The organism is Mesorhizobium sp. M1399, assembly GCF_040317735.1.
Classification (GTDB): Bacteria; Pseudomonadota; Alphaproteobacteria; order Rhizobiales; family Rhizobiaceae; genus Mesorhizobium.
Window position 1 is genome coordinate 1 of the sequence record NZ_JAMYKZ010000031.1, and the last position, 19,820, is coordinate 19,820.

Annotated in this window: 16 protein-coding genes and 1 pseudogene; 15 read left to right on the plus strand and 2 right to left on the minus strand. The window is 57.8% G+C overall.

The features are described 5' to 3' along the window. Positions 1-1,136 precede the first annotated feature (1,136 nt). Positions 1,137-2,354 carry a D-arabinono-1,4-lactone oxidase gene (locus NKH05_RS30950; RefSeq protein WP_353017409.1) on the plus strand — a complete coding sequence of 406 codons (1,218 nt, stop codon included), beginning with the start codon at positions 1,137-1,139 and terminating at the stop codon, positions 2,352-2,354. Here the strand turns inward: NKH05_RS30950 and NKH05_RS30955 are convergent. Continuing rightward, positions 2,351-3,178, minus strand: a complete 828-nt coding sequence (locus tag NKH05_RS30955) for a MurR/RpiR family transcriptional regulator (RefSeq protein ID WP_352983241.1) — start codon at positions 3,176-3,178, stop codon at positions 2,351-2,353. The two genes, NKH05_RS30950 and NKH05_RS30955, sit on opposite strands and share 4 nt — an antisense overlap. Before the next feature lie 294 nt (positions 3,179-3,472). Here NKH05_RS30955 and NKH05_RS30960 point away from each other — a divergent pair, with 294 nt between their 5' ends. From NKH05_RS30960 to NKH05_RS31025, 14 genes and pseudogenes are all read left to right on the plus strand, one after another. Continuing rightward, positions 3,473-4,417, plus strand: coding sequence for an N-acetylglucosamine kinase (locus NKH05_RS30960; RefSeq protein WP_023802660.1), 945 nt, complete (start codon positions 3,473-3,475; stop codon positions 4,415-4,417). Beyond that, positions 4,414-5,427 carry an SIS domain-containing protein gene (locus tag NKH05_RS30965; RefSeq protein WP_353017411.1) on the plus strand — a complete coding sequence of 338 codons (1,014 nt, stop codon included), beginning with the start codon at positions 4,414-4,416 and terminating at the stop codon, positions 5,425-5,427. Before NKH05_RS30960 ends, NKH05_RS30965 begins: the two co-directional genes overlap by 4 nt. Positions 5,428-5,810: 383 nt before the next feature. Beyond that, complete coding sequence (locus tag NKH05_RS30970; protein ID WP_352983245.1) at positions 5,811-6,689, plus strand: carbohydrate ABC transporter permease; 879 nt, start codon at positions 5,811-5,813, stop codon at positions 6,687-6,689. An 85-nt stretch (positions 6,690-6,774) separates the two neighbouring features. Continuing rightward, a complete protein-coding gene (locus tag NKH05_RS30975; protein ID WP_353017415.1) occupies positions 6,775-7,599 on the plus strand; it encodes a carbohydrate ABC transporter permease in 825 nt (274 codons plus the stop codon). Positions 7,600-7,638: 39 nt separating this feature from the next. Further along, complete coding sequence (locus NKH05_RS30980; RefSeq protein WP_353017416.1) at positions 7,639-8,925, plus strand: ABC transporter substrate-binding protein; 1,287 nt, start codon at positions 7,639-7,641, stop codon at positions 8,923-8,925. Positions 8,926-9,004: 79 nt separating this feature from the next. After that, positions 9,005-10,483 (plus strand): sulfatase family protein, encoded by a 1,479-nt coding sequence (locus NKH05_RS30985; protein ID WP_353026874.1) that lies wholly within the window; start codon positions 9,005-9,007, stop codon positions 10,481-10,483. A 360-nt stretch (positions 10,484-10,843) separates the two neighbouring features. Beyond that, the gene (locus NKH05_RS30990; protein WP_353017421.1) at positions 10,844-11,665 is read left to right on the plus strand and encodes a MurR/RpiR family transcriptional regulator; all 822 of its coding nucleotides are present in this window, start codon (positions 10,844-10,846) and stop codon (positions 11,663-11,665) included. A 29-nt stretch (positions 11,666-11,694) separates the two neighbouring features. Next, complete coding sequence (locus NKH05_RS30995; RefSeq protein ID WP_353017423.1) at positions 11,695-12,843, plus strand: ABC transporter ATP-binding protein; 1,149 nt, start codon at positions 11,695-11,697, stop codon at positions 12,841-12,843. Between the two features lies 1 nt (position 12,844). Further along, positions 12,845-13,798: a carbohydrate ABC transporter permease gene (locus tag NKH05_RS31000; protein ID WP_353017426.1), complete on the plus strand. Its 954-nt coding sequence runs from the start codon at positions 12,845-12,847 to the stop codon at positions 13,796-13,798. Continuing rightward, positions 13,795-14,628 carry a carbohydrate ABC transporter permease gene (locus NKH05_RS31005; protein ID WP_352983254.1) on the plus strand — a complete coding sequence of 278 codons (834 nt, stop codon included), beginning with the start codon at positions 13,795-13,797 and terminating at the stop codon, positions 14,626-14,628. Before NKH05_RS31000 ends, NKH05_RS31005 begins: the two co-directional genes overlap by 4 nt. A gap of 38 nt (positions 14,629-14,666) precedes the next feature. Beyond that, positions 14,667-15,923 carry an ABC transporter substrate-binding protein gene (locus NKH05_RS31010; RefSeq protein WP_353017429.1) on the plus strand — a complete coding sequence of 419 codons (1,257 nt, stop codon included), beginning with the start codon at positions 14,667-14,669 and terminating at the stop codon, positions 15,921-15,923. Between the two features lie 59 nt (positions 15,924-15,982). Beyond that, a complete protein-coding gene (locus tag NKH05_RS31015) occupies positions 15,983-16,792 on the plus strand; it encodes a phosphodiesterase (protein WP_353017432.1) in 810 nt (269 codons plus the stop codon). Further along, on the plus strand, positions 16,789-17,532 hold the full coding sequence (locus NKH05_RS31020) for an HAD family hydrolase (RefSeq protein ID WP_353017435.1): 744 nt from the start codon (positions 16,789-16,791) through the stop codon (positions 17,530-17,532). The genes NKH05_RS31015 and NKH05_RS31020 overlap by 4 nt, the downstream gene beginning before the upstream one ends. 62 nt (positions 17,533-17,594) lie before the next feature. Further along, positions 17,595-18,508: pseudogene (locus NKH05_RS31025) on the plus strand (IS3 family transposase); the annotation flags it as partial. Between the two features lie 13 nt (positions 18,509-18,521). On the opposite strand, the gene NKH05_RS31030 reads toward NKH05_RS31025, so the two are convergent. Continuing rightward, entirely contained in the window at positions 18,522-19,748 is a 1,227-nt protein-coding gene (locus NKH05_RS31030) for an IS110 family RNA-guided transposase (RefSeq protein ID WP_353017436.1), read from the minus strand. Positions 19,749-19,820 lie beyond the last annotated feature (72 nt).

Here is a 19,820-nt window from a genome sequence, read left to right on the forward strand (position 1 = left end):
GCTTAACAAGGCGTCGGTCGCTGCCAACACCGCCTTCGGCGAAGCCTCCCTTTCGCGCTTCAGACCGCCAGGTCATACTTTTGGTCTAGAGTAGTTCGCAGGTAACTGAGCCGAGCCTCTCCGAGGACGAGATCGTGACGTGCTAGTGTGATGGTCTTAGGCTGGGTATGACTGATGCTTTCCAAGCATTTGCCATCGAGTGGCCCTTCCTATTCGGAGTGCCATCAAGCCATCGTCAGCGAATGACGAGCGATGCTAAACGTTGGCTCGGCTATGCGCAAGCACACGACGCTTAAGCCCTTTACGAGCGGCTGGCCGAACATCTGCTGAGGTTCGGCCCTGCACGACGGTGGATGTCGAGGTTGCGCCCTTGGATACGGTTTTGCTGCGCTTCGCAAGCAGGCCGAAATTCAAGCCGGGCTTCTGAAGGTCTGAAGGGGATCGATGAGAACTTGAATAGTCTTGTCGCGGTCGCGCGCCGCCATGATGTTCCTGCGCCGAAGGCGCGGCTGTGACAGAGATCGATCCGTCCTGAACAGACGCTCCGACCCCGAGATTGTTGCCGATCGTCTCTCCCCAGCCCAGCGCCCTCATTCTGGTGCAAGTGGACCCACTAAACCTCAAAATTGGTGGCGCGCCCATGAAAGGATACGCATCCCTGCCGGCACTGATATGATGAAAAAGACCATCTATTGATATGAAAATACCATCTGGGCGCAACGGTCGGCCTCCGCCCGCTGGTTGCCTTCAGCGGGCTCTAGTTTCTGGCCTGAGTTCGTGGGGCATCAAGGCTTGAAATGAGCTGAGCCACGATCCAATGAGGTCCCGGAGTTCAAGACGGTTTTCGATTGGTGCCCCACACGATGGTCGGATTCGCGCCTTGGCACAGTTCAGTTTACAATGGAAATTATCTTCTTTTATATGTAATGCGATGGTGATATCCATCATAGCCTCCCAAAATCAGTCGGGGGCGGCCACAGCGCGACAGCGCTGCCGTTTCAGCTGAAACGGGACGGCTGCCCAAGCCATAAGAATGCCGCCAAGGACCCGAGAAAACGCAAACAAGGATAACTCCATTGCATTCTTCAGAAACAGGATCGCCGACACTCGGCCCGAGCATGATTTGGCGGAATTGGGTGAGCAATCAGGTTTGTCGGGTAAAGCATTTCGAGATGCCAAGCTCGGACGATGACGTCTGCAGTACGATCAAGGCAGCAGCCTCGAACAACCTGCGCGTCCGCGTCGTGGGTACGGGACACTCTTATACGCCGATTGTCCCCACGGACGGAGTTCTGATCTCAGCGGAGCGTCTATCGGGGATCGAAAATATCGACCCAACCAGCGGCAGCGTGACGCTTCGCGGCGGAACGCGGATTTGTGACGTTGGTCCTGAACTGCGTTCTGCAGGTTGGGCATTGCCCAACCAGGGCGATATCGATCTGCAAACGATAAGCGGGGCCGTATCGACGGGTACGCATGGCAGCGGCGACAGCTTAAAATGCTTAGCGGGCCCGATAGTTGGAATGCGGATAGCCGCCGGCGACGGATCCATCGTCAATTTCGATGCTTCGCAAGACGTCGACGCCCTCAACACTGCAAAAGTTTCTATCGGAATGTTCGGCGTGGTACTTTCCGTCACGATGAAGCTTATTCCCGCTTTTGATCTTCATGACAAAATATGGCGTGAGGATTTCGAAGAATGCATGGATCACCTGGATCAGCTATGTCAGGAAAACCGGAGTCTCCGCGTTTTCTGGTGCCCGACCGAACACTCGGCGTCCTTATACAGCCTGCCCGACACGTCTGGCATCGGACGTACTCGCAGCAAATCTGATGTCTGCGAAATGAGAACGCTGAACATCACGGCTCAATTGCCAGAGTCTGTCGAAGATCGGGCCGGCGAGAGAATAGGGCCCAGCTACCGGATATTTCCGGGTTCAATTCCGATGCCGAACCATAACGAATGCGAATACTCGGTGCCCTACGAGGACGGTCCGGCGGTATTCCGCGAAATCCGCAAGCTGATACAGACGAAGTATCCGTCGCAGATATTCCCGGTGGAGTATAGAACCGTGGCGGCTGACGATATTTGGTTGAGTCCGTACTTTCAGCGGAAGACCGCGATGATATCCGTGTCCGGCGCAGCAGGAGAGGACTACTGGGATTTCATCCGTGATTGCGAGACGATCTTTTCCTCGGTGAAAGGTCGTCCGCACTGGGGCAAACTTCACAGTCTGGGGCGGTCCGAGATCGAAGCCTTGTACCCAAGATACCGGGATTTTGTTTCCCAAAGGGCTCGCTTTGATCCGGACGGTCGTTTCCTGAACGACTACCTGCGCGAACGTTTCGGCTAAAAGCTTTTATCTATGGTGGCTTCTGCGGTTCGCTGCATAGCCGCCTGGAACTTGCTGCCATCTTTAGCGATCATGTTGGCGAGGATGTCGATGATCAAATATTGTCCAGCGACCCGGGAGAATGCTCCTCGCATGATGGGGGTGTCTGTTGAGGATGCTCCCAGTACAGCGTCCGCGTTGGCAGCGATTGGACTGCGTATATGACATGTGATTGCGATGGTGAATGCGCCAGCAGCCTTGGCTGCCATAAGTGAGTTGATGGTATCCTTGCTCGAGCCAGATTCCGAAATTGCCAGTGCGACTTGCTTCGGCCCGAGATTCACGGCACTCATGACTGCGAGATGCGGGTCGTCCAGCACGCGCGACACCAGTCCGAATCGAACAAACAGGTAATGCGCGTATCGGGCCACATTCGCAGAGCCCCCGAAACCGTAGAGATCGATACTTTTTGCTCGTATGATCTGTTTTACCGCCAATTCGAGAGCGGCCTGGTTCAACAGGTCCTTTGTCTGCTTGAGCGCGGTGACGGCCGTCGACAGCGTATCGTCGATGACGTCACCAGAGGGGCTGGCGTGTCTGATTGTCTGGTGAGTGGAGAGTTCGATTCCCAACGCCAGTTTGAAACGCTGAAAGCTCGAAAATTTGATGTCTCTGCAGAACCTTAAGACGCTCGCTTCGCTCGATCCGGATCCGTCAGCAACCTCCGTAATGGTTTGGTTCACGACCTTCGCGGGATCCTTAAGGACGTACTCACTGATGCGAAGGAGCGCCGGACTGAGACTGGGCTGAGACGATCGCAATCGCGCTAAAATGTGTTCCTGCATTAAAACGATTCCCTTGAGATCACGGGGCCCCAGCTCCTCTGGGTTTGATTTGACGCGGGCAGCGAGAGCAATAGGAACTTTTCAGCACATTGCCAAGCAGTGAACATAATTTTCGTTAGGGCTCTACCGCCTGCCTCCCTTTTTGCAACTGACATCCGACATCCCCTTCGTCAACGGTAAGATAACTCGAGATGATGAAAAAAACCATCTTTTGTGAAAGAGAAAATAGTGATATTCTTCTAAAAATAGACTGGAACCGCGGCCGCTACACGCGAATGCGAACAGAGTGAAGAGATGGGTTCCATAACAATTGGTGTCGATATCGGTGGCACCAAAACGCATTTGAGGGCTTGCCTGGACCAGGGTATGGCCCGCGACTTGGTCGTGCGAACCAGTGAATGGCGTTCTGGCGCCTATGACCACGATATCCCTGGACTAATCGCGCTAATCCGCAGATTTGCTGCTGGCGCCACGCCCAACAGCATCGCGATTGGCTCTCATGGATGCGATGATGAGGAAGAGTGCGCCGTCCTCCAACAGCCACTTTCCAATCATTTTGCCTGCCCCTTAAGGGTCGTCAATGATGCAGAACTTTTTCCCCTCGCCATGGGGCTTTCCAGCGGAATTGGTGTCGTCGCGGGCACTGGCTCAATCGCCGTCGCTCGGGACCAGAAAGGCAAGATGCATGTCGCAGGCGGTTGGGGCTGGGCAATCGGAGACGAAGGGAGCGCTCCAGGTTTAGTACGCGAGGCCGGCCGAGCAGTGCGATTGCATATTGACCTGGGAGGGGCGAGGTCAGAGCCGCTTGTCGAAGCGCTTTGTGAGGCATTCGGACTGAATAGCCCCACGAACATCGGCACCGCGATCGCGAAGGAAGGCAGCGCCTCGGCTCTGGGGCGACACGCACCCGTTATCTTCTACGCCGCCAATGAAGGTTCGTCCTTGGCTAAACGCGTTATTGACGAGGGCGCAGCGGCCCTGACTCAGTTGGTCCACCATTTGATGTTGGCGGGCGTGCCCGACAAAGACGTCGTGGTAGGCGGGGGGGTCATTCTCGCCCAGCCACTTTTAGCCAATGCGTTCTCCCATCAAATTTCCAATCGTTTCGGGGCGACAGTAGCGGTCACCTTCCTCGACAAGCCGCCGGTTTTAGGCGCCTGCGTTATGGCGCGGCAACTTCGCATGGCCGGCGATCGCTCAGAGAGCTCAATCATCTTCCAACACAAGGATATCCAATGATTTACAGGTCAACGATCGCTCGCCAACCCGATCAGTTTCGCCATACTTTGAAAGTCGTCGGAACGCAGCTTCGCGATTTTGATCTCGTGCCGTTTAAAAAGGGGACTGTGGTCGTTACCGGGATAGGCGCGAGTTACGAAGCAGCGGGGGTAGTGGCCGGTGAACTGCAACGTCGCGGTAGACGAGCAAATACTTGGCGCGCGGTCGATCTCATGGAGCCGGGCGACCCTGGCGACGCGATCATAGTCTTTTCTGTCGGAGGAAGAAGCATCGAGCCAATCGCTGCACTCACCGTCCACAGTAGGTTACCATCCCTCGCGATTACAAGCGAAGGCAACGACCCACTGTCACGCACCGCTTCGGCAGCACTTCACTTTGAGTCCGGTCCGGATTCACTGCCGTCGAGCACCGGCTACACAGGCTCGCTGCTGGCAGGCGGGCTGCTGATAAATGCGCTCTGTGGTGAAGACAGCTTCAATTGGAACGACATTCCTCTGATAGCAAGCGAGGTCTTGGAAGACTCGGCGAAAAAGATGGCACGTATTAGAGAAATGTTTCATGACCAGCGGGCGATCGATTGCGTTGGCGCGATATCGGCCTTGGGTACAGCGGGCGAGACTTGTTTGCTCATTCGCGAGGCTGCGAGGGTGCCCACCGGCGTCTCAGACACGCTGCACTACTTGCACGGCCCGATGGAATCGATGGATCAGGCAACCGGGATTTTGATATTCGGTGACGGCCGCGAAGTGCGACTGGCGCAGGAATTGGCTGAAATCGGCTGTGCAGTTCTTCTGGTGACCGCAAGCGAGTCGCCTCAAGACGACAAAAACCTGACAGTTGTGAAGGTACCATTTTTGCAGAACCGCGTGGCACGATCAATCGTGGACATCCTGCCGGCTCAACTGTTGGCCGCAGAGCTGTCCGACGCGGCTGGACTTACTGATGCCCAGTTTCGTTATAGCCAAAATGACACAAAGGTGACCATGAACGAATCGGAGCCACGGATCTGAGCACGCGCGTCCGGAGAACGTTTCGGACGTCCTTCTTAGCCCCTGATCAAGACAGCAATGGCGAGTCAGTGGCAGTGATCCAGCTACCTCGAGGCCTTGGTCGACGGGTAGGAATGCGTCGTGCTTCGCCTACCAATTGAATGCTGCGCAGCATTCTGTTTCCAAAGGCGCATGAAACTTGGAAAGGTAACTCTACAAAAAAACTATACATCGTGGAATTTTCTCGGCACTTCATCACGTCGACGGCCGCGAATTACTCACCACGGGGCGAACACTGCATCGTTGACGCCCTCATGCTTGCTGAAGCTCGCTTTAGCGTTGCTGACAGCAGCTGAGGGGGCCTATTCCAGGGCGAGCATAAATAATTCCAGGAGCAACGGACGATGGCATCTTCCCGGCTTAAAATGTCTTCGGCGCTCGTTACACCCGCGATCGGGTTCCTATGTCTTGCGACGCTCGTGCCGATTGCAGCTGTCGTTGCCCTCTCGTTCGGGGACTTCAACATAGCCTTCCCGGAAAAGACGCGCTTTATCGGGCTTTACAATTACGCGCGCTTCTTATCCGACGGTCGGTTTATCAACGCCGCACTAGTTACGTTCATTTTGGTCGTCGTCCCCGTCAGCCTCCAACTACTGTGTGGGTTAGCGTTGGCAATAGCGCTAAAGGAAAAGCTCGTTGGCACACGGTGGATGCGAGCAGCTTTCCTGCTCCCGTCCGTAGTTCCGCCAGCGGTGGGCGGAATTGTGTGGAAGTTGTTCCTCATTCCTGGTGTGGGCGGCTTGTCTTATCTCGCAAGCGTGTTCGGCCACAATTTCGAAGCTGACTTACTTGGAAGCAAAACGTCAGCGCTTGTCTCCGTGATCATCGTATCGATTTGGTTTGGGGTTCCCATAGTTGCTTTGCTGCTTCTTTCGTCTTTGGACTCGATCCCGGACGAGATTTATGAGGCGGCAAACCTCGACGGAGCAAGTTGGGCCCAGGCGCAATGGTATATTTCCATACCGCTCGTCTTACCTGCGATGGGAGCCGTTGCCGTGTTTCAAGCTTTAGAGGTCCTTGGGATTTTCCCCGTGATCTTCGTGTTGACAGGTGGCGGGCCGGCAGGGGCGACTGAACCCCTAAACTTCTACGCTTTTCTGACCGCATTTACATATCTCGATCTCGATTATTCCGCCGCAATTCTCGTGGCATTCACAACAACGATCGTCGGCGTGTGCTTTTGGTCTATTCGCCAAATCTCGGCCGCTCGCGTTGGGAGGTAAGCCCATGCGGCGTGACCTTGGACGTCACATCTCCGGATATCATCCATTCGCCATATCTCGGCCACTCGAGTTGGGAGATAAGCCCATGCGTCGAGACCTTGGACGTCACATCTACGGATATCTTGTCTGCGCTGCCTTTGCGCTATTCCTATTCTCGCCTATATTGTGGACCCTATCGACATCTCTCAAACAGCCCACCGAGATGTTTCAATGGCCGCCCGTGATCGTGGGGGAGCCATCCACTCAGCACTATACTGCGATAATCGCTGACAAGGACTTCTCTTCCGCGCTCATCAATTCAATTGTGGTCTCATGCAGCACCATCATATTGACCATGGCGCTTTCGGTCCCGGCAGCCTTTGGTATCTCTCATTTGCAGAAAACTGCCATGCGAAGGCTATTGACGTTGGTATTGGCACTCCGGGCGGCGCCAGCGATGATCTACATCATCCCCTATTTTCTCTTTTTTCGCCAAGTACACCTCGTCGACACGAAGATTGCGCTGATCACCGTCAACACAATGTTCGCGGTTCCGCTTGCGATCTGGTATTTGTCGGCGTTTTTTGACCAAGTGCCGCGTGAAATTGAAGAAGCCGCGATGATAGACGGCGCGTCAACGCTGCAGACGATGACGCTCATCTCGATACCCATCGCCAGATCTGGCATCCTGGCAACAGCAATACTGATATTCATTGGTTCGTGGAACGAGTTTCTTTTTGCGCTGACACTGACACGCGATGACGCAAAAACTGCAGCCGTCGCAATACTGAATTTCATGCCATTTGAGGGGACCGATTGGGGCAAGGCGGCAGCCGCATGCGTGCTTATGCTGGTCCCGATCGTGATTTTCGTGCCGTTCGTAAAGAAATACGTCGCCGGCCCAACAACGACCGGTTCCGTGAAAGGGTGAAACGCTAGCTCAAGGAGAGAAGCAATGAGATGTCTTGGAATGCTTGCTGTTGCATTAGGTGTTGCCGTCGGCGGCGGAGCGTCGGCTCAGCAGCGCTATGACGGCGTGAAAATAACGGTCCTATCGACAAACTCGGCATACGATTTGGAGCTCAAAAAATTCGCGCACGAATTCACAGAGAAGACTGGCGCTGAAGTACAGTTTGATCTCTTCGGGTATGCGCCGACCGTTCAAAAGGTGTCGGTCGAGCTCTTGACGCGCTCAAATAGTTACGACGTCGTATACTTAGGGAGCGAGGAGTTCGGGCGATACGCATCTGGCGATATCCTGGAGCCGCTTGATAATTACATTGATATGAAGAGTGCGGACGTACAGGATTTCATCGGTCCCGTGCTGCGCCTGTACAACAAGGACGGCAAACAACTGGCATTGCCGCATTTCGCGGCGACGCAGCTCCTTTATTATCGTCCCGACTTATTCGAGAAGGCCGGTATCAAGCAGCCACCGCAAACGTGGGAGGAATTCCGCAACGACTGCGAGCTGTTGAAAAAGGCTGACATCCAGTGCACTGCGCTAAGGGGGCAGCCCGACACCGGTGAGAATATCTGGTTTTGGGGCCAGGTCCTTTATGGTTTCGGCGGTAAGTATTTCGCGAACGAACCGGCGGATCTGACGCCCACGGTCAATACGCCCGCCGCCGTGGAGGCGCTGAAATGGTACACAGACGTGATGACCAATTTCACCGTGCCTGGCAGCACCTCAGCAACGTTTGACGACGTCGTCATTGCGATGCAGCAGGGCCGCATTGCTATGACTGTCGAAGGCGCTCCCACCGCAGGTCGCATTCTCGATCTCAAGCTGTCGAAGGTCGTCGGTAAGCTTGGGTTTGCTTTGCCCCCTGGCGGCGTAAGTGGGAGGTTCCCGCCCTTTGCAGCACAGGCGTATGTCATTCCAGCTGCATCAGAAAACAAGGCAGCTGCAGCGGCCTTCCTTCAATGGGCGACGAGTAAAGATCTCATGAAGCGGATTTCGCTCGACAGCACCTTTGTCGCCATCACCAGGACATCGCTGTGGGACGATCCGGAAATCCGTGCGAAACATGACTATGATTATGGCCATGGATCGTTTGCGGCAACATATGCAGAAACGCTTCGCGGGGCGCCCGAGTGGTATTATCCTCGGATCCCTGAATTCAAGGAGATCGGCGACCGCCTTGGCCGTGCCCTGCAAGAGGCGGTTGTCGGGAGCAAGAGCCCAGATGCTGCCTTGGACGATGCTCAACGTGATGCGGTCGACATCGTGAGGCGTGCTGGATACCTGAAATAGTCTTTACACGTCACCACCGGCGCGGTTTTGCGCGCCGGTGGTGCGCGAACTGAACCTCCATAGCGTGTGGGGATGAGAGTTGAGCAACTTTAATATAGTCTGGATTTGCAGCGATCAGCAGCGTTGGGACACCTTGCAGTGCATGGGGTTCAAAGGCACGCAAACTCCAAATATCGACCGTCTGGCCGCGAGGGGTACAGCATTCGCTCGTGCGTATTGTCAAAGCCCTATCTGCACGCCGAGCCGAACGAGCTTTCTGACAGGATTGTATCCGATCGCACACCAAGTGCATCAAAACGGCGCCGGCACGTTTCCTTCGCATCTCGTTTTGCTCCCAAAACTGATGGCCAATGCCGGATACTACACAGGGCACATAGGAAAGCTGCACCTGTCTGCCACACGTGGCATGATAGAAAAGCGCCCCGACGATGGATTTGCCGAGTTCTACTGGAGCCCTGAGCCATTTCCGGAGTGGTCAGGCAGCCATGACTATCATGCGTGGATGTGGTCAAAAGGGGTCGATCCCGTAGCCTACTTCAAACCGTATCTTGACCAACACTATGGTCCGGGACCGACCGCAGAATATCGGCAGGCGCGTTGGGCAGGCGATCGGGCTGAGCGTTTCATCAAGATGCATTCTGATCGTAATTGGTATTTAGGCATTAACATCGACGCGCCTCATCCGCCCCTCAATCCCCCGCCAGACTACCTCAGGCGGTTCAACCCAAGTGATATGCCTGATCCTGCCTTCAAGCCGATTGATCTCGAGCACCAGAAGAAATTTGAACGAGTCGATCAGCAAGCGAAATTCGCGGTGGATCCGTGGCGTGCAGCAACAGACGCGGGTGAGACGCACAATGACGAATTGGCAGGGCCTACGCATGAAGCGCCACCCACGAAGTTCAACATTTGGGAGATGAGAGCGGCATATCACGCGGAGGTGGCTCAAGTCGACGATCTGGTTGGCCGAGTACTAGACGCTTTGACGGAAACCGGCCAGCTGAACCGCACGATCGTTGTCTTCATGAGCGATCATGGTGACATGATGGGTGACCACGGCCTGCTCTACAAAGGCTGCCGGTTCTATGAGGGTGTGGTGCATGTCCCACTTGTGATTTCCGTGCCTGGCAGCTCAGCCCAAGGATCTGTGTCGAATGCACTAGTCGAGCTGGTCGATATTGCGCCCACATTGCTCTCGTTATCGGGGCTTGAAGTCCCCAAGGCTATGCAGGGGCTCTCACTCGACCAGATGCTGCTTGGCAACACCTCACTGGATTGCCATAAGCCATACGTTGTCAGTGAGTATCACAACTCCCTCAGGTTCCGCGGCAGCCGAGGGTCTCGCGCATCAATGTACTATGATGGACGTCACAAACTAAATGTATATCACGATGTTGGAATAGGAGAGCTGTTCGATCATCAAGAGGACCCCAATGAGCATTATGATCTCTGGGATAGCCACCATCATCGGGTGTTGAAATCCGACCTTTTAGAGCGCAGCTTTTCCGCAATGATGCTTAGAAGTGGATCCGGTCCGGAGAGAATTGAGGACTACTAGTCTTGGCAGACCGGCATGGGAAGGTCACGAGCTAGGCGTTGTTCTCGCACTCTCGGAGCCGGCCCCGGTCGCCCGGTTCGGGCTAGTTTCTCACTAGAGCTCTCGCTCGCGCCGAAGAAGCGACCAGCTTACGCGTATGCTTCTTGGCGGTCGGCGTTTCGGCGGTGGTGGCCGCAGTCCTGGCTTCGGTTTTGGAGCAGGAATATGTGGATGGGGCACATGTGGCAGGCGAAGGACATTGATTGCGGCCACCGCTCAGCACTGGAGTTGCAAAATAAATCGGAAGCCTGAAATTGTTCGATGGGTCTATGGTATCTCGCTCCTCTTTCCTTCAGCTTCATAAGGTACGGGATTGTGGCAATGAGCATTAACTCACCTGCAACGACAGCGGCAGAGGGCGAGAGCATCCTATCTGGCTTGCAGGAGGACATCGATCATCTGCCGAATGCGCTCGCTCGGATCGCCAAATACATCCTGGAGAACCCCGAGAAAGTGCTGCACCACTCGGTCGGGGCACTAGGTGAATTCGCGGGTAGTGGGGAAGCCAGCATTTTGCGGCCTTGCCGCCAGATCGGCTTTTCCGGCTTTCGCGATTTCAAGCTGGCACTGGCGGCAGAGATTGGCCGCTCCAGGCGTCCATCCACCGCCCCGCAGCAGCCCGACGCCGCCCTGCTAGCCTTGCGCGACACGATGGCCCAGAATCTAGGGATCGCGCACAGCAATGCCGATCTCGAGGCCATCGAGACGCTCGCAGAATTGATTGCGGCAAGCAGAAGGATAGATCTTTACGGAGCCGGAATGTCGGGGGTGACAGCAGAACTGCTAGCCTATCGGCTCTTGCGAGTTGGGCTTACGGCCCTGGCGTTCCGAAACTCCAACATGGCTCACGAAGTCGCCAACGGACTCGGCCCCGGATGCGTGGCGATCGGCCTTTCGATCTCCGGCCTGACAGTTGATACCATTCAGTTCCTCAAGGGTGCCCGCTCCGCAGGGGCACTGACCGTCGCCATCTTGCAGGCCTCCGGTCTTGACGACCACCCGATCGGCGGCACGCTGACCCCGATGATCGGCAAGATCTTCGTGATCGAAAGCCTGATGCTGGCACTCGGAAAGGCGATGGAGAAATCGGTTGCAATGAAATTAAACTCCAACTGTAATGAAATTGAAATAAAACGCCATTAAGCCTGTCGGCAACCGAAAAGGGACTCGGAATGGCAGCCTTGGACCTCCACATCCACAAAATCAGTAAGCGGTATGGCGAAACGGATGTCCTGCAAGACGTCTCCCTCGAGGCCGCTCCAGGCGAGTTCGTGACGCTGCTCGGGCCTTCCGGCTGCGGCAAGTCAACACTCTTGCGGATCATAGCGGGGCTCGAGCGCGCAGATCGGGGGAATATACGCGCAGGGGGCAGGGGGCTGGATAGCGTCGCGCCGAAAGATCGCGACCTTGCCTTCGTCTTCCAGAGCTACGCGCTTTATCCGCATCTGAATGTGCACGACAATATCGCGGCGCCGCTGGTGATGCGCGAGTTGAGCAGTCTCGAACGGCTTCCGGTCGTGGGCGGTCTGCTGCCCGGAGCTAAAGAGCGATACCGCTCGATCGAGGAGCGGGTCCGGGAAACCTCGGCACTTCTCAAGCTCGATACGCTCCTAGATCGGCGCCCGGCGGCTCTATCGGGCGGGCAGCGGCAGCGTGTGGCGCTGGGGCGCGCTATGGTGCGCAAGCCGAAGATCTTCCTGATGGACGAGCCGCTGGCAAACCTGGACGCCGCGCTACGAATCCATACGCGCGGCGAGATCGCTCGGCTGCACAAGGAAATGGGCACGACGACGATCTTCGTTACCCATGACCAAGCGGAAGCGGCAGCAATATCGGACCGCGTCGCCGTTATGTTTGGCGGCGAGATCCGCCAGGTCGCGAGTCCGGCCAATCTCTACCGCGATCCCCTCGATATCGATGTTGCCCGGTTTCTGGCCCAGCCTTTTCTAAACGAGTTGGCGGTACCCGCACCAACTGGTGGCGGGCTGATGATCGGCAGCAACCGGATCATCATTCGCGATGCCCTCGGATCGGCAGAGTCCGGTACGCTGGCTTTCCGGCCGGAGCATGCATCCCTGACTGGAGCGGACCAGTCCGGCGCCCTGCCGGTGCATGTCGGGCGCATCGAGCATGCTGGAACCGATGCGAACGTCTTTGTCGGTACTGAGGCGGGTGCTCAGTTCGTCGTCCGGATTCCGGCTGAGCGCGCACAGTCCTTGCGCGAGGGTGAGAAGTTGGGGGTGGCCATCGATCCGGAAAAAGCGTGGTTTTTCGCGACAGACAGCGCGCGCCGGCGCCACGATCACATCAGGGCAGCTTGATATGGCCGTCGTAGAGGATATCCCGATCAGCTCCGAGCCTGCAAAGGCTTCAATAAAACTCACTCTGGCCCGCGCTCAGGCCCGTGCCGGCATCGTTCTCGCCCTGCCGGCGACGCTGATGATTGCCGCTCTCCTGATCGGCCCTGCCATCCTCGTTTTCGCCTTGTCTTTCACAGACGCTTCCCTCGGTTTGGCCGGCGCCCGATTTGTCGGGCTCGCCAACTACACGCGCATGCTGACCGACCCGGCTTTTGCTCAGAGCCTGCGCAACACTGCGCTTTATGTGCTCGTGGTCGTGCCGACGACGATTGGATGGGGGCTGTTGGTCGCTCTCCTGATCGCCGGATCGCGGTTCGCGGCCTTTTATCGAACTGCCTACTTTCTGCCAGTGGCTGCTACCCTGGTCGCGCTGGCAACCGCATGGGAAGCGATCCTGCATCCTAGCCTCGGCGTCGCCAACGCGCTGTTGCAGCTTTTCGGCGCTTCTCCCGTCAGGTTCTTTGCAGACCCGGCAACGGCAATCTATGCGCTTGCAGCGATCGGTATTTGGCAGCTCGTGGGCTTCAACATGATCCTCTTTCTGGCTGGTCTCTCGACCATTCCGGACGAGCTTTATGAAGCTGCCGCGATCGACGGCGCGGACAGGGGCCTGAAACCTTTCGTGCTTGTGACCTGGCCGATGTTAGCGCCGGTTACCCTGTTCGTCACGGTCATGACGATCATCCGTGCCTTTTCGGTCTTCGAGACGGTTGCGGTTCTCACCCAAGGTGGGCCGATGAAATCGACCTCGGTCATCCTCTACACCTTCTATGAAGAAGGCTTCCGCTTCTTTCGGGTGGGATATGCGTCGGCAATTGCCGTTTCCTTTTTCATCTTCGTGACCATCCTATCGCTCGTCCAGATGCGCGTTTCCGAGCACCAGGCGCGCTGGAAAACCAATGGAGGCCGGTCGTGATCCTGGCGCAATCCTCCGCGTCCCGCTCTGTCTCGCATGTCGTGCTAATGAGCGGCGCGCTCTTCATGATCTTCCCGTTTTTCTGGATGCTGCTCGCCTCGATGACGCCGCAGAGCGAGATCTTCAACGGCGGCCTTCTGCCGATGCCGACGTTAGACGGCGCCGTCGAAAATTACGGCAATGCATTGTCCGCCATTCCGCTTCTGCGGTTCATGGGAAACGGAATAGTCGTTTGCGCGGCGATCCTCGTGCTGCAGATCGCGGTCGCCGTTCCCTGTGGCTATGCACTTGCCAAGCTGTCCTTCCCGGGCCGTCCGATCCTCCTGGGCGCCGTTCTTCTCGGGCTCCTCGTGCCGGTGCAGATACCGACCATCCCGATCTACATAGCTCTTGCAAAGTCCGGCCTGCTCGATAGCTATGCCGCGCTCATTCTGCCCTGGATCATCTCGGTGTTTGCGATCTTCCTGTTCCGGCAGTTTTTCGTGACCTTCCCGGACGAGGTGCTCGACGCGGCGCGGCTGGATGGTTTCAGCGAGCTTTCGATCGCCTTGCGGATCATGCTGCCCGCAGCCTGGCCGGCGGTCACCTCCTTCTCGATCTTCTCCATCGTCGCCCACTGGAACGATCTCTATTGGCCGCTGGTGGTGACGACCAATCCCGACATGATGATGCCTTCCCTCGGGATTGCCTATTTCCGGCAGTCGGGTGAGGGCACCGGAAATGTCGGTGCGCTCATGGCCGGGGGCGTTCTCGTGACCGCGCCCTTGGTCGCTCTTTTCCTTCTCATGCAGAAACACTTCGTCCGGGGTCTGGTGCTCGGCCGACATTAGCTCCGTTCTCAACCCAATCTAAAACTCAGGAGAGCAATGTGAAAACAATTGCAATGATCCTTGCCACCGGTATCACTGCCGCTGCGGCATCCATGCCGGCGCAAGCCGAAACCAACCTCGACGTCTATTACGCCTGGCCCGAACACGAAGTGATCCATAAGCCGATCGCCGATCGCTTCATGGCGGACCATCCGGATATCAAGATCAACTTCCGCGCTGCTGCGCCGAGCTACGATGAAGCTGTCCAGACGCTGATCCGCCAGAGCATGGCCGGCCAGCTGCCGGACGTTCATTTCGTCGGCTTCAATGTGCTGCGGCCGCTCGTGGCGCGTGGACTTGTGAAACCTATCGACGATCTGGTTGCCGCCGATCACCTGGCCGAAAACGGCTACACGGACCAAGTGCTGTCACTCGCAACGATCGACGGCCATCTCTACGGTCTTCCCTTCGCCATGTCGACGCCGGTCGTCTATTACAATGCCGATCTGGTGAAGAAGGTTGGCGGCGATCCCGACAAGATCCCGACCGAGTGGGACAGCTTTGTTGCGCTTGCCGCCAAGATCGGAGCGCTCGGCGACGGAACGTCCGGCATGTATTACCAGCTTGGCTCGGACGACTGGGCCACGCAGAACCTGGTGCGCAACTTCGGCGGCCAGATGATGAACGACAAGGAAAGCGACGTCGCGTTTGACGGTCCTGCCGGCCAGGCTGCAGTCAAGCTGTTCAAGCGGTTCCATACCGACGGCGCTCAGCCGGCGATCGACCCCCGCGCTGCCAAGCAGCTCTTCACCTCCGGCAAGCTTGGCTTCTTCTTCGCCTCCGCCGGCAGTGTGAGCGGTTTCGAAGGTGAAATTGGAGATCGGTTCACACTCCGCACCGCCAAACAGCCGCTTGGTGTTGAAAACGCCACGATGCCGACGGGCGGCATGGTTGCGGTTATCCTCACCGACGATCCCGCCAAGCGCGCCGCCGCCTGGGACTACGTCAGGTTCGCCACGGGTCCCGAAGGCCAGAGCATTGTCGTGCCAAACACCGGCTATATGCCGACCAATACGCTTGCCCTGGACAAAGATCATCTTGGTGCCTTTTATGAGAAGCATCCCAATTGGTACACCAGCGTGCTGCAGATGCCGCGCGCCCGCCCGTGGTTCTCTTGGCCTGGCGACAACGGTGTTCAGATCGGCGAGGTTCTCCGCGACGAAATGACGGCCATTGCCCTTGGCTCCAAGGAACCGGACGCAGCTCTCGCGGATATGGCGTTCCAGGTTCGCGCACTCCTGCCGAAAACCAACTGATCGTCTCGTCCGGGACGCTGCACGCAGTGCGGCGTCTCTCCGTTTTCGCGGAATTACCAATGAAACTGATCCATTTGACTGACCTCCACCTTGTGCCGGCCGGCGCTATGCTCTTTGGCTTCGATCCCGCCGAGCGAATGCGCAAGACGATCGAGCGCATCAACCGGGATCACGCCGATGCCGAGCTTTGCGTGGTGACCGGCGACCTCACCGACGAGGGAGACTTCGCTTCCTACGAACTGCTACGCGAAGTGCTTCAGGAGATGCGCGTGCCCATCCGGCTTCTGCTCGGCAACCACGACAGTCGTCAAAACTTCTTACGCGCTTTCCCTGGCGAGCCGTGCGATAGGAAGGGCTTTGTCCAGTCAATCCATGAGACCTCGGTCGGGCGCCTCATCTTCCTCGACACCTTGGTGGAGGGTCTTGGGCATGGCGCGCTGAACGAGGGACGACTGGAATGGCTGTTGGAGCGGCTGACAGAGAGGCCGCAAGCGCCGGCGTACCTCTTCGCCCATCATCCGCTACAGCCGATCGGCCTGCCACACTTTGAGCAGTGGAATACGGAGAACTGGCGCCAGATTATGCGGGCGATCGTGGGGGCCGGCAATGTGCGGCACGTCTTCCATGGTCATGTGCACGTCGACGTCGGCGGCACCTGGAGCGGCATTCCGTTCAGCGCAAGCCGTGGGGTTGCGCATCAGATCATACCACACTTAGCGCGCAGGGATGCGGATTTTGTCGAGGACGCCCCGGCTTTCGACATCGCACTGATCGACGATGATAGCGTCCTTGTGCACCGTTTCGAAGTCAACGACCGACATGTGGTTGAGGTTTCAGCTGCAGGCCCAATTCCGAAGGACGTGCAATGAGGCAACAGAACCCTTACGAACTGGTCATCTTCGATTGCGACGGCGTTCTGATCGACAGCGAGACACTGGCAAGTCGCATTGATGCCGAGGAACTTACCCGCATCGGCTATCCCACGTCGTATTCTGAGGTGGTTCTGCGCTTTACCGGCTTGTCCTCAGCCACTATGCGGAAGATGATCGAAGAAGACTGGGGCCGCCCCCTCCCCAGCGACTTCGACGCCATGGTGCAATCCCGGATCAAGGAAAGCTACCGCACGGAACTGCAAGCCATCAGCGGTATTGACCGGCTCCTGCATCAGTTGCCATTACCCCGCTGCGTCGCCTCAAGCAGCGCCCCTGACAAGCTGCGACTGGGTCTTGAACTGACGGAGCTTTGGCCGCACTTCCATCCGCACGTGTTCAGCTCCGTCATGGTAAAGGCGGGCAAGCCTGCACCGGACCTGTTCCTGTTCGCTGCCGCCCAAATGGACACTGAGCCGGCGCGCTGCGTCGTGGTGGAGGACAGCATTGCCGGCGTCCGAGCCGGTGTGGCCGCTGGGATGACGGTGATCGGTTTCACTGCCGGCGGCCACTGCCTCGATGACCACGGTCAACGATTGGTCTCAGCCGGTGCTGCAGTTGTCGCACGATCAGCTGGAGAACTTGGCGTATTGCTGGTGACGAGCGAGGTTCAGCCCAGTTCAATGGTCGCAGAAGGACCCGGTAATAGCATGTGCTGCAACGCCCTTCGTGGCAATTGACGTGCTCCCCTGAAATGTCCTCGGTTTGAGGTTAGCCTGTTCCTTGGATGAGGAGACAGGCAATGAAGCGATCGAGATTTTCTGACGAACAGATCATCGGCATTTTGAAGGAGCACCAGGCTGGGCTTTCGGCGACCGAGCTATGCCGCAAATACGGTGTGAGCGACGCGACCTTCTATAAGTGGCGCTCGAAGTATGGCGGCATGGACGTATCGGAGGCGAAGCGGCTGAAGAGCCTTGAAGAGGAGAACGGCAAGCTGAAGCGTCTGCTGGCCGACGCCATGCTCGACGTCTCGACCTTGCGCGAGATGCTCGGAAAAAACTTCTGACGCCCGGGTCGAGGAGGACTGCCGTGACCTGGGCGATCGAGAACAAGGGCTATTCGCAGCGTCGGGCCTGCGGGCTCGTCGGCATGGAGCCGCGGGTTTACCGCTATCGTCCGTCGCGACCAGATGATGCCGGTTTGCGCGAGCGGCTGCGGGAACTGGCGGCCGAACGCCGGCGCTTTGGCTACCGTCGGCTGCACCTGCTGCTGAAGCGCGAAGGGGTGGCGGTGAACTGGAAGAAGCTCTATCGCCTCTATCGTGAGGAGCGGCTGACGGTGCGCAAGCGAGGCGGCCGCAAGCGGGCCTTGGGCACCAGGGCGCCGATGGCAATCCCGCAGGGCGCCAACCAGCGCTGGAGCCTCGACTTCGTCTCCGACACGCTGACCGATGGCCGCCGCTTCCGGATCCTGTGCGTCCTCGACGACTTCAGCCGGGAGTGCCTGGCCACGGTCGTCGACAACTCGATCTCGGGTGAGCGTGTCGCCCGGGAACTCGACATCATCGCCGAGCATCGCGGCTACCCCTGCATGATCGTGTCGGACAATGGCACCGAGCTGACCTCGAATTCCATCCTGGCGTGGCAGGAGGATCGGCAGGTCGAATGGCACTACATCGCGCCGGGCAAGCCGATGCAGACGGATGTTGTAGAATAGCCCGTTCTTCTCATTTGGCGGCTTTTTCCACAGCCTTCTGCCTTTCCGGCCTCGTTCGCCATCGGGAAGTCGCTGCTGCATAGGCAGCTTCCGCCTTCTCGACGCGGGATCGTTCTTCGGCGCGCTTGGCCGGGATGTTGTAGTCGAAGGCGGTGCCGCGTCTGGCATGGCTGGTCGGAAGGCCGGCACGCAGCTCGACCGATCTGAACTTGCGGGCGAGCAAGGCCGGCCGGGCCCAGATGTAGTCGGTATCCTTGCTCAGCATGTGCCAGATGATCATTGCAAGCTTGCGCGCAATGGCGACGGCCGCGATGTGCTTCCCGCGGCGCGAGGCGATCCGCTTGTGGAAGGCGCGAAGAGGTCCTGGCGATCGCACAGCCGCCCATGCCGCCTCCACCAGCATCCCCCGCGCATGGCCGCGGCCCTGCTTCGTGATGCGCCCGTGATAGGCTGGCCCCTCACCGGACTGCCGCACGCTCGGATTGAGGCCAAGATAGGCAGCAACGAGCTTCTGTGGATCGCTGAAGCGCCGTATGTCGCCGATTGCCGCGGCAACGCTCGCAGCCACGGTGACGTCGAGGCCGGGCAACGTCATCAGGCGGCGGATTGTCGGATCCTGGAGGGCATGTACGGCGATATCCGCCTCGACCACCGTCAACGCCTCGTTGATCTGGTTAATCAAGCCGAGGTGGCGCTCGATGGCGGCGCGCTCATCCGCAGGCAATATTTGCCTCGTCAGCCATTTGCGCCCGCTGATCCCGACGAGGTTCCCATGCGGACATGGCGGGATCAGGTGGGCGTGGAGGATTGACTGGATCAGGTTCTTCAGCCGCGAACGCTGGCGAACCAGCTGTGTCCGCCTGGTGACCTGTGTTCGGAGGGCAAGGGTCCCCGGATCCGGAACCCAGACCTCCGGCAGAAAGCCCGAGGCGTAGAGCTTCGCAAGGACAGTGGCGTCGATCGTGTCAGTCTTCACCTTCGCGTGCGCGATCATGTGCACCTGCTTGGGATTGGCGATCACGATCCGATCGACGTAGGGCGACAGCACTTCAGCGACGGCAGCAGCATTGCCCGTGGCCTCGATCACCACATGATCATCGTGGGTGAGTTCCTTCCTGGCGAACTCCTCGAGCTTATTGCGCAGCATTTGAACGCGGCCGAGCTTGACGATCTCGCCATCAAGCAACGACACGACCTCGGCGGCTACGCGGTGTATGTCCATGCCGATAATACGCACGGTTCCCTCCATCGTTGGTCACGAACAGGGAGCGAGCGGGCAACACGACAAATACGGATCCGCGCTCGCAGC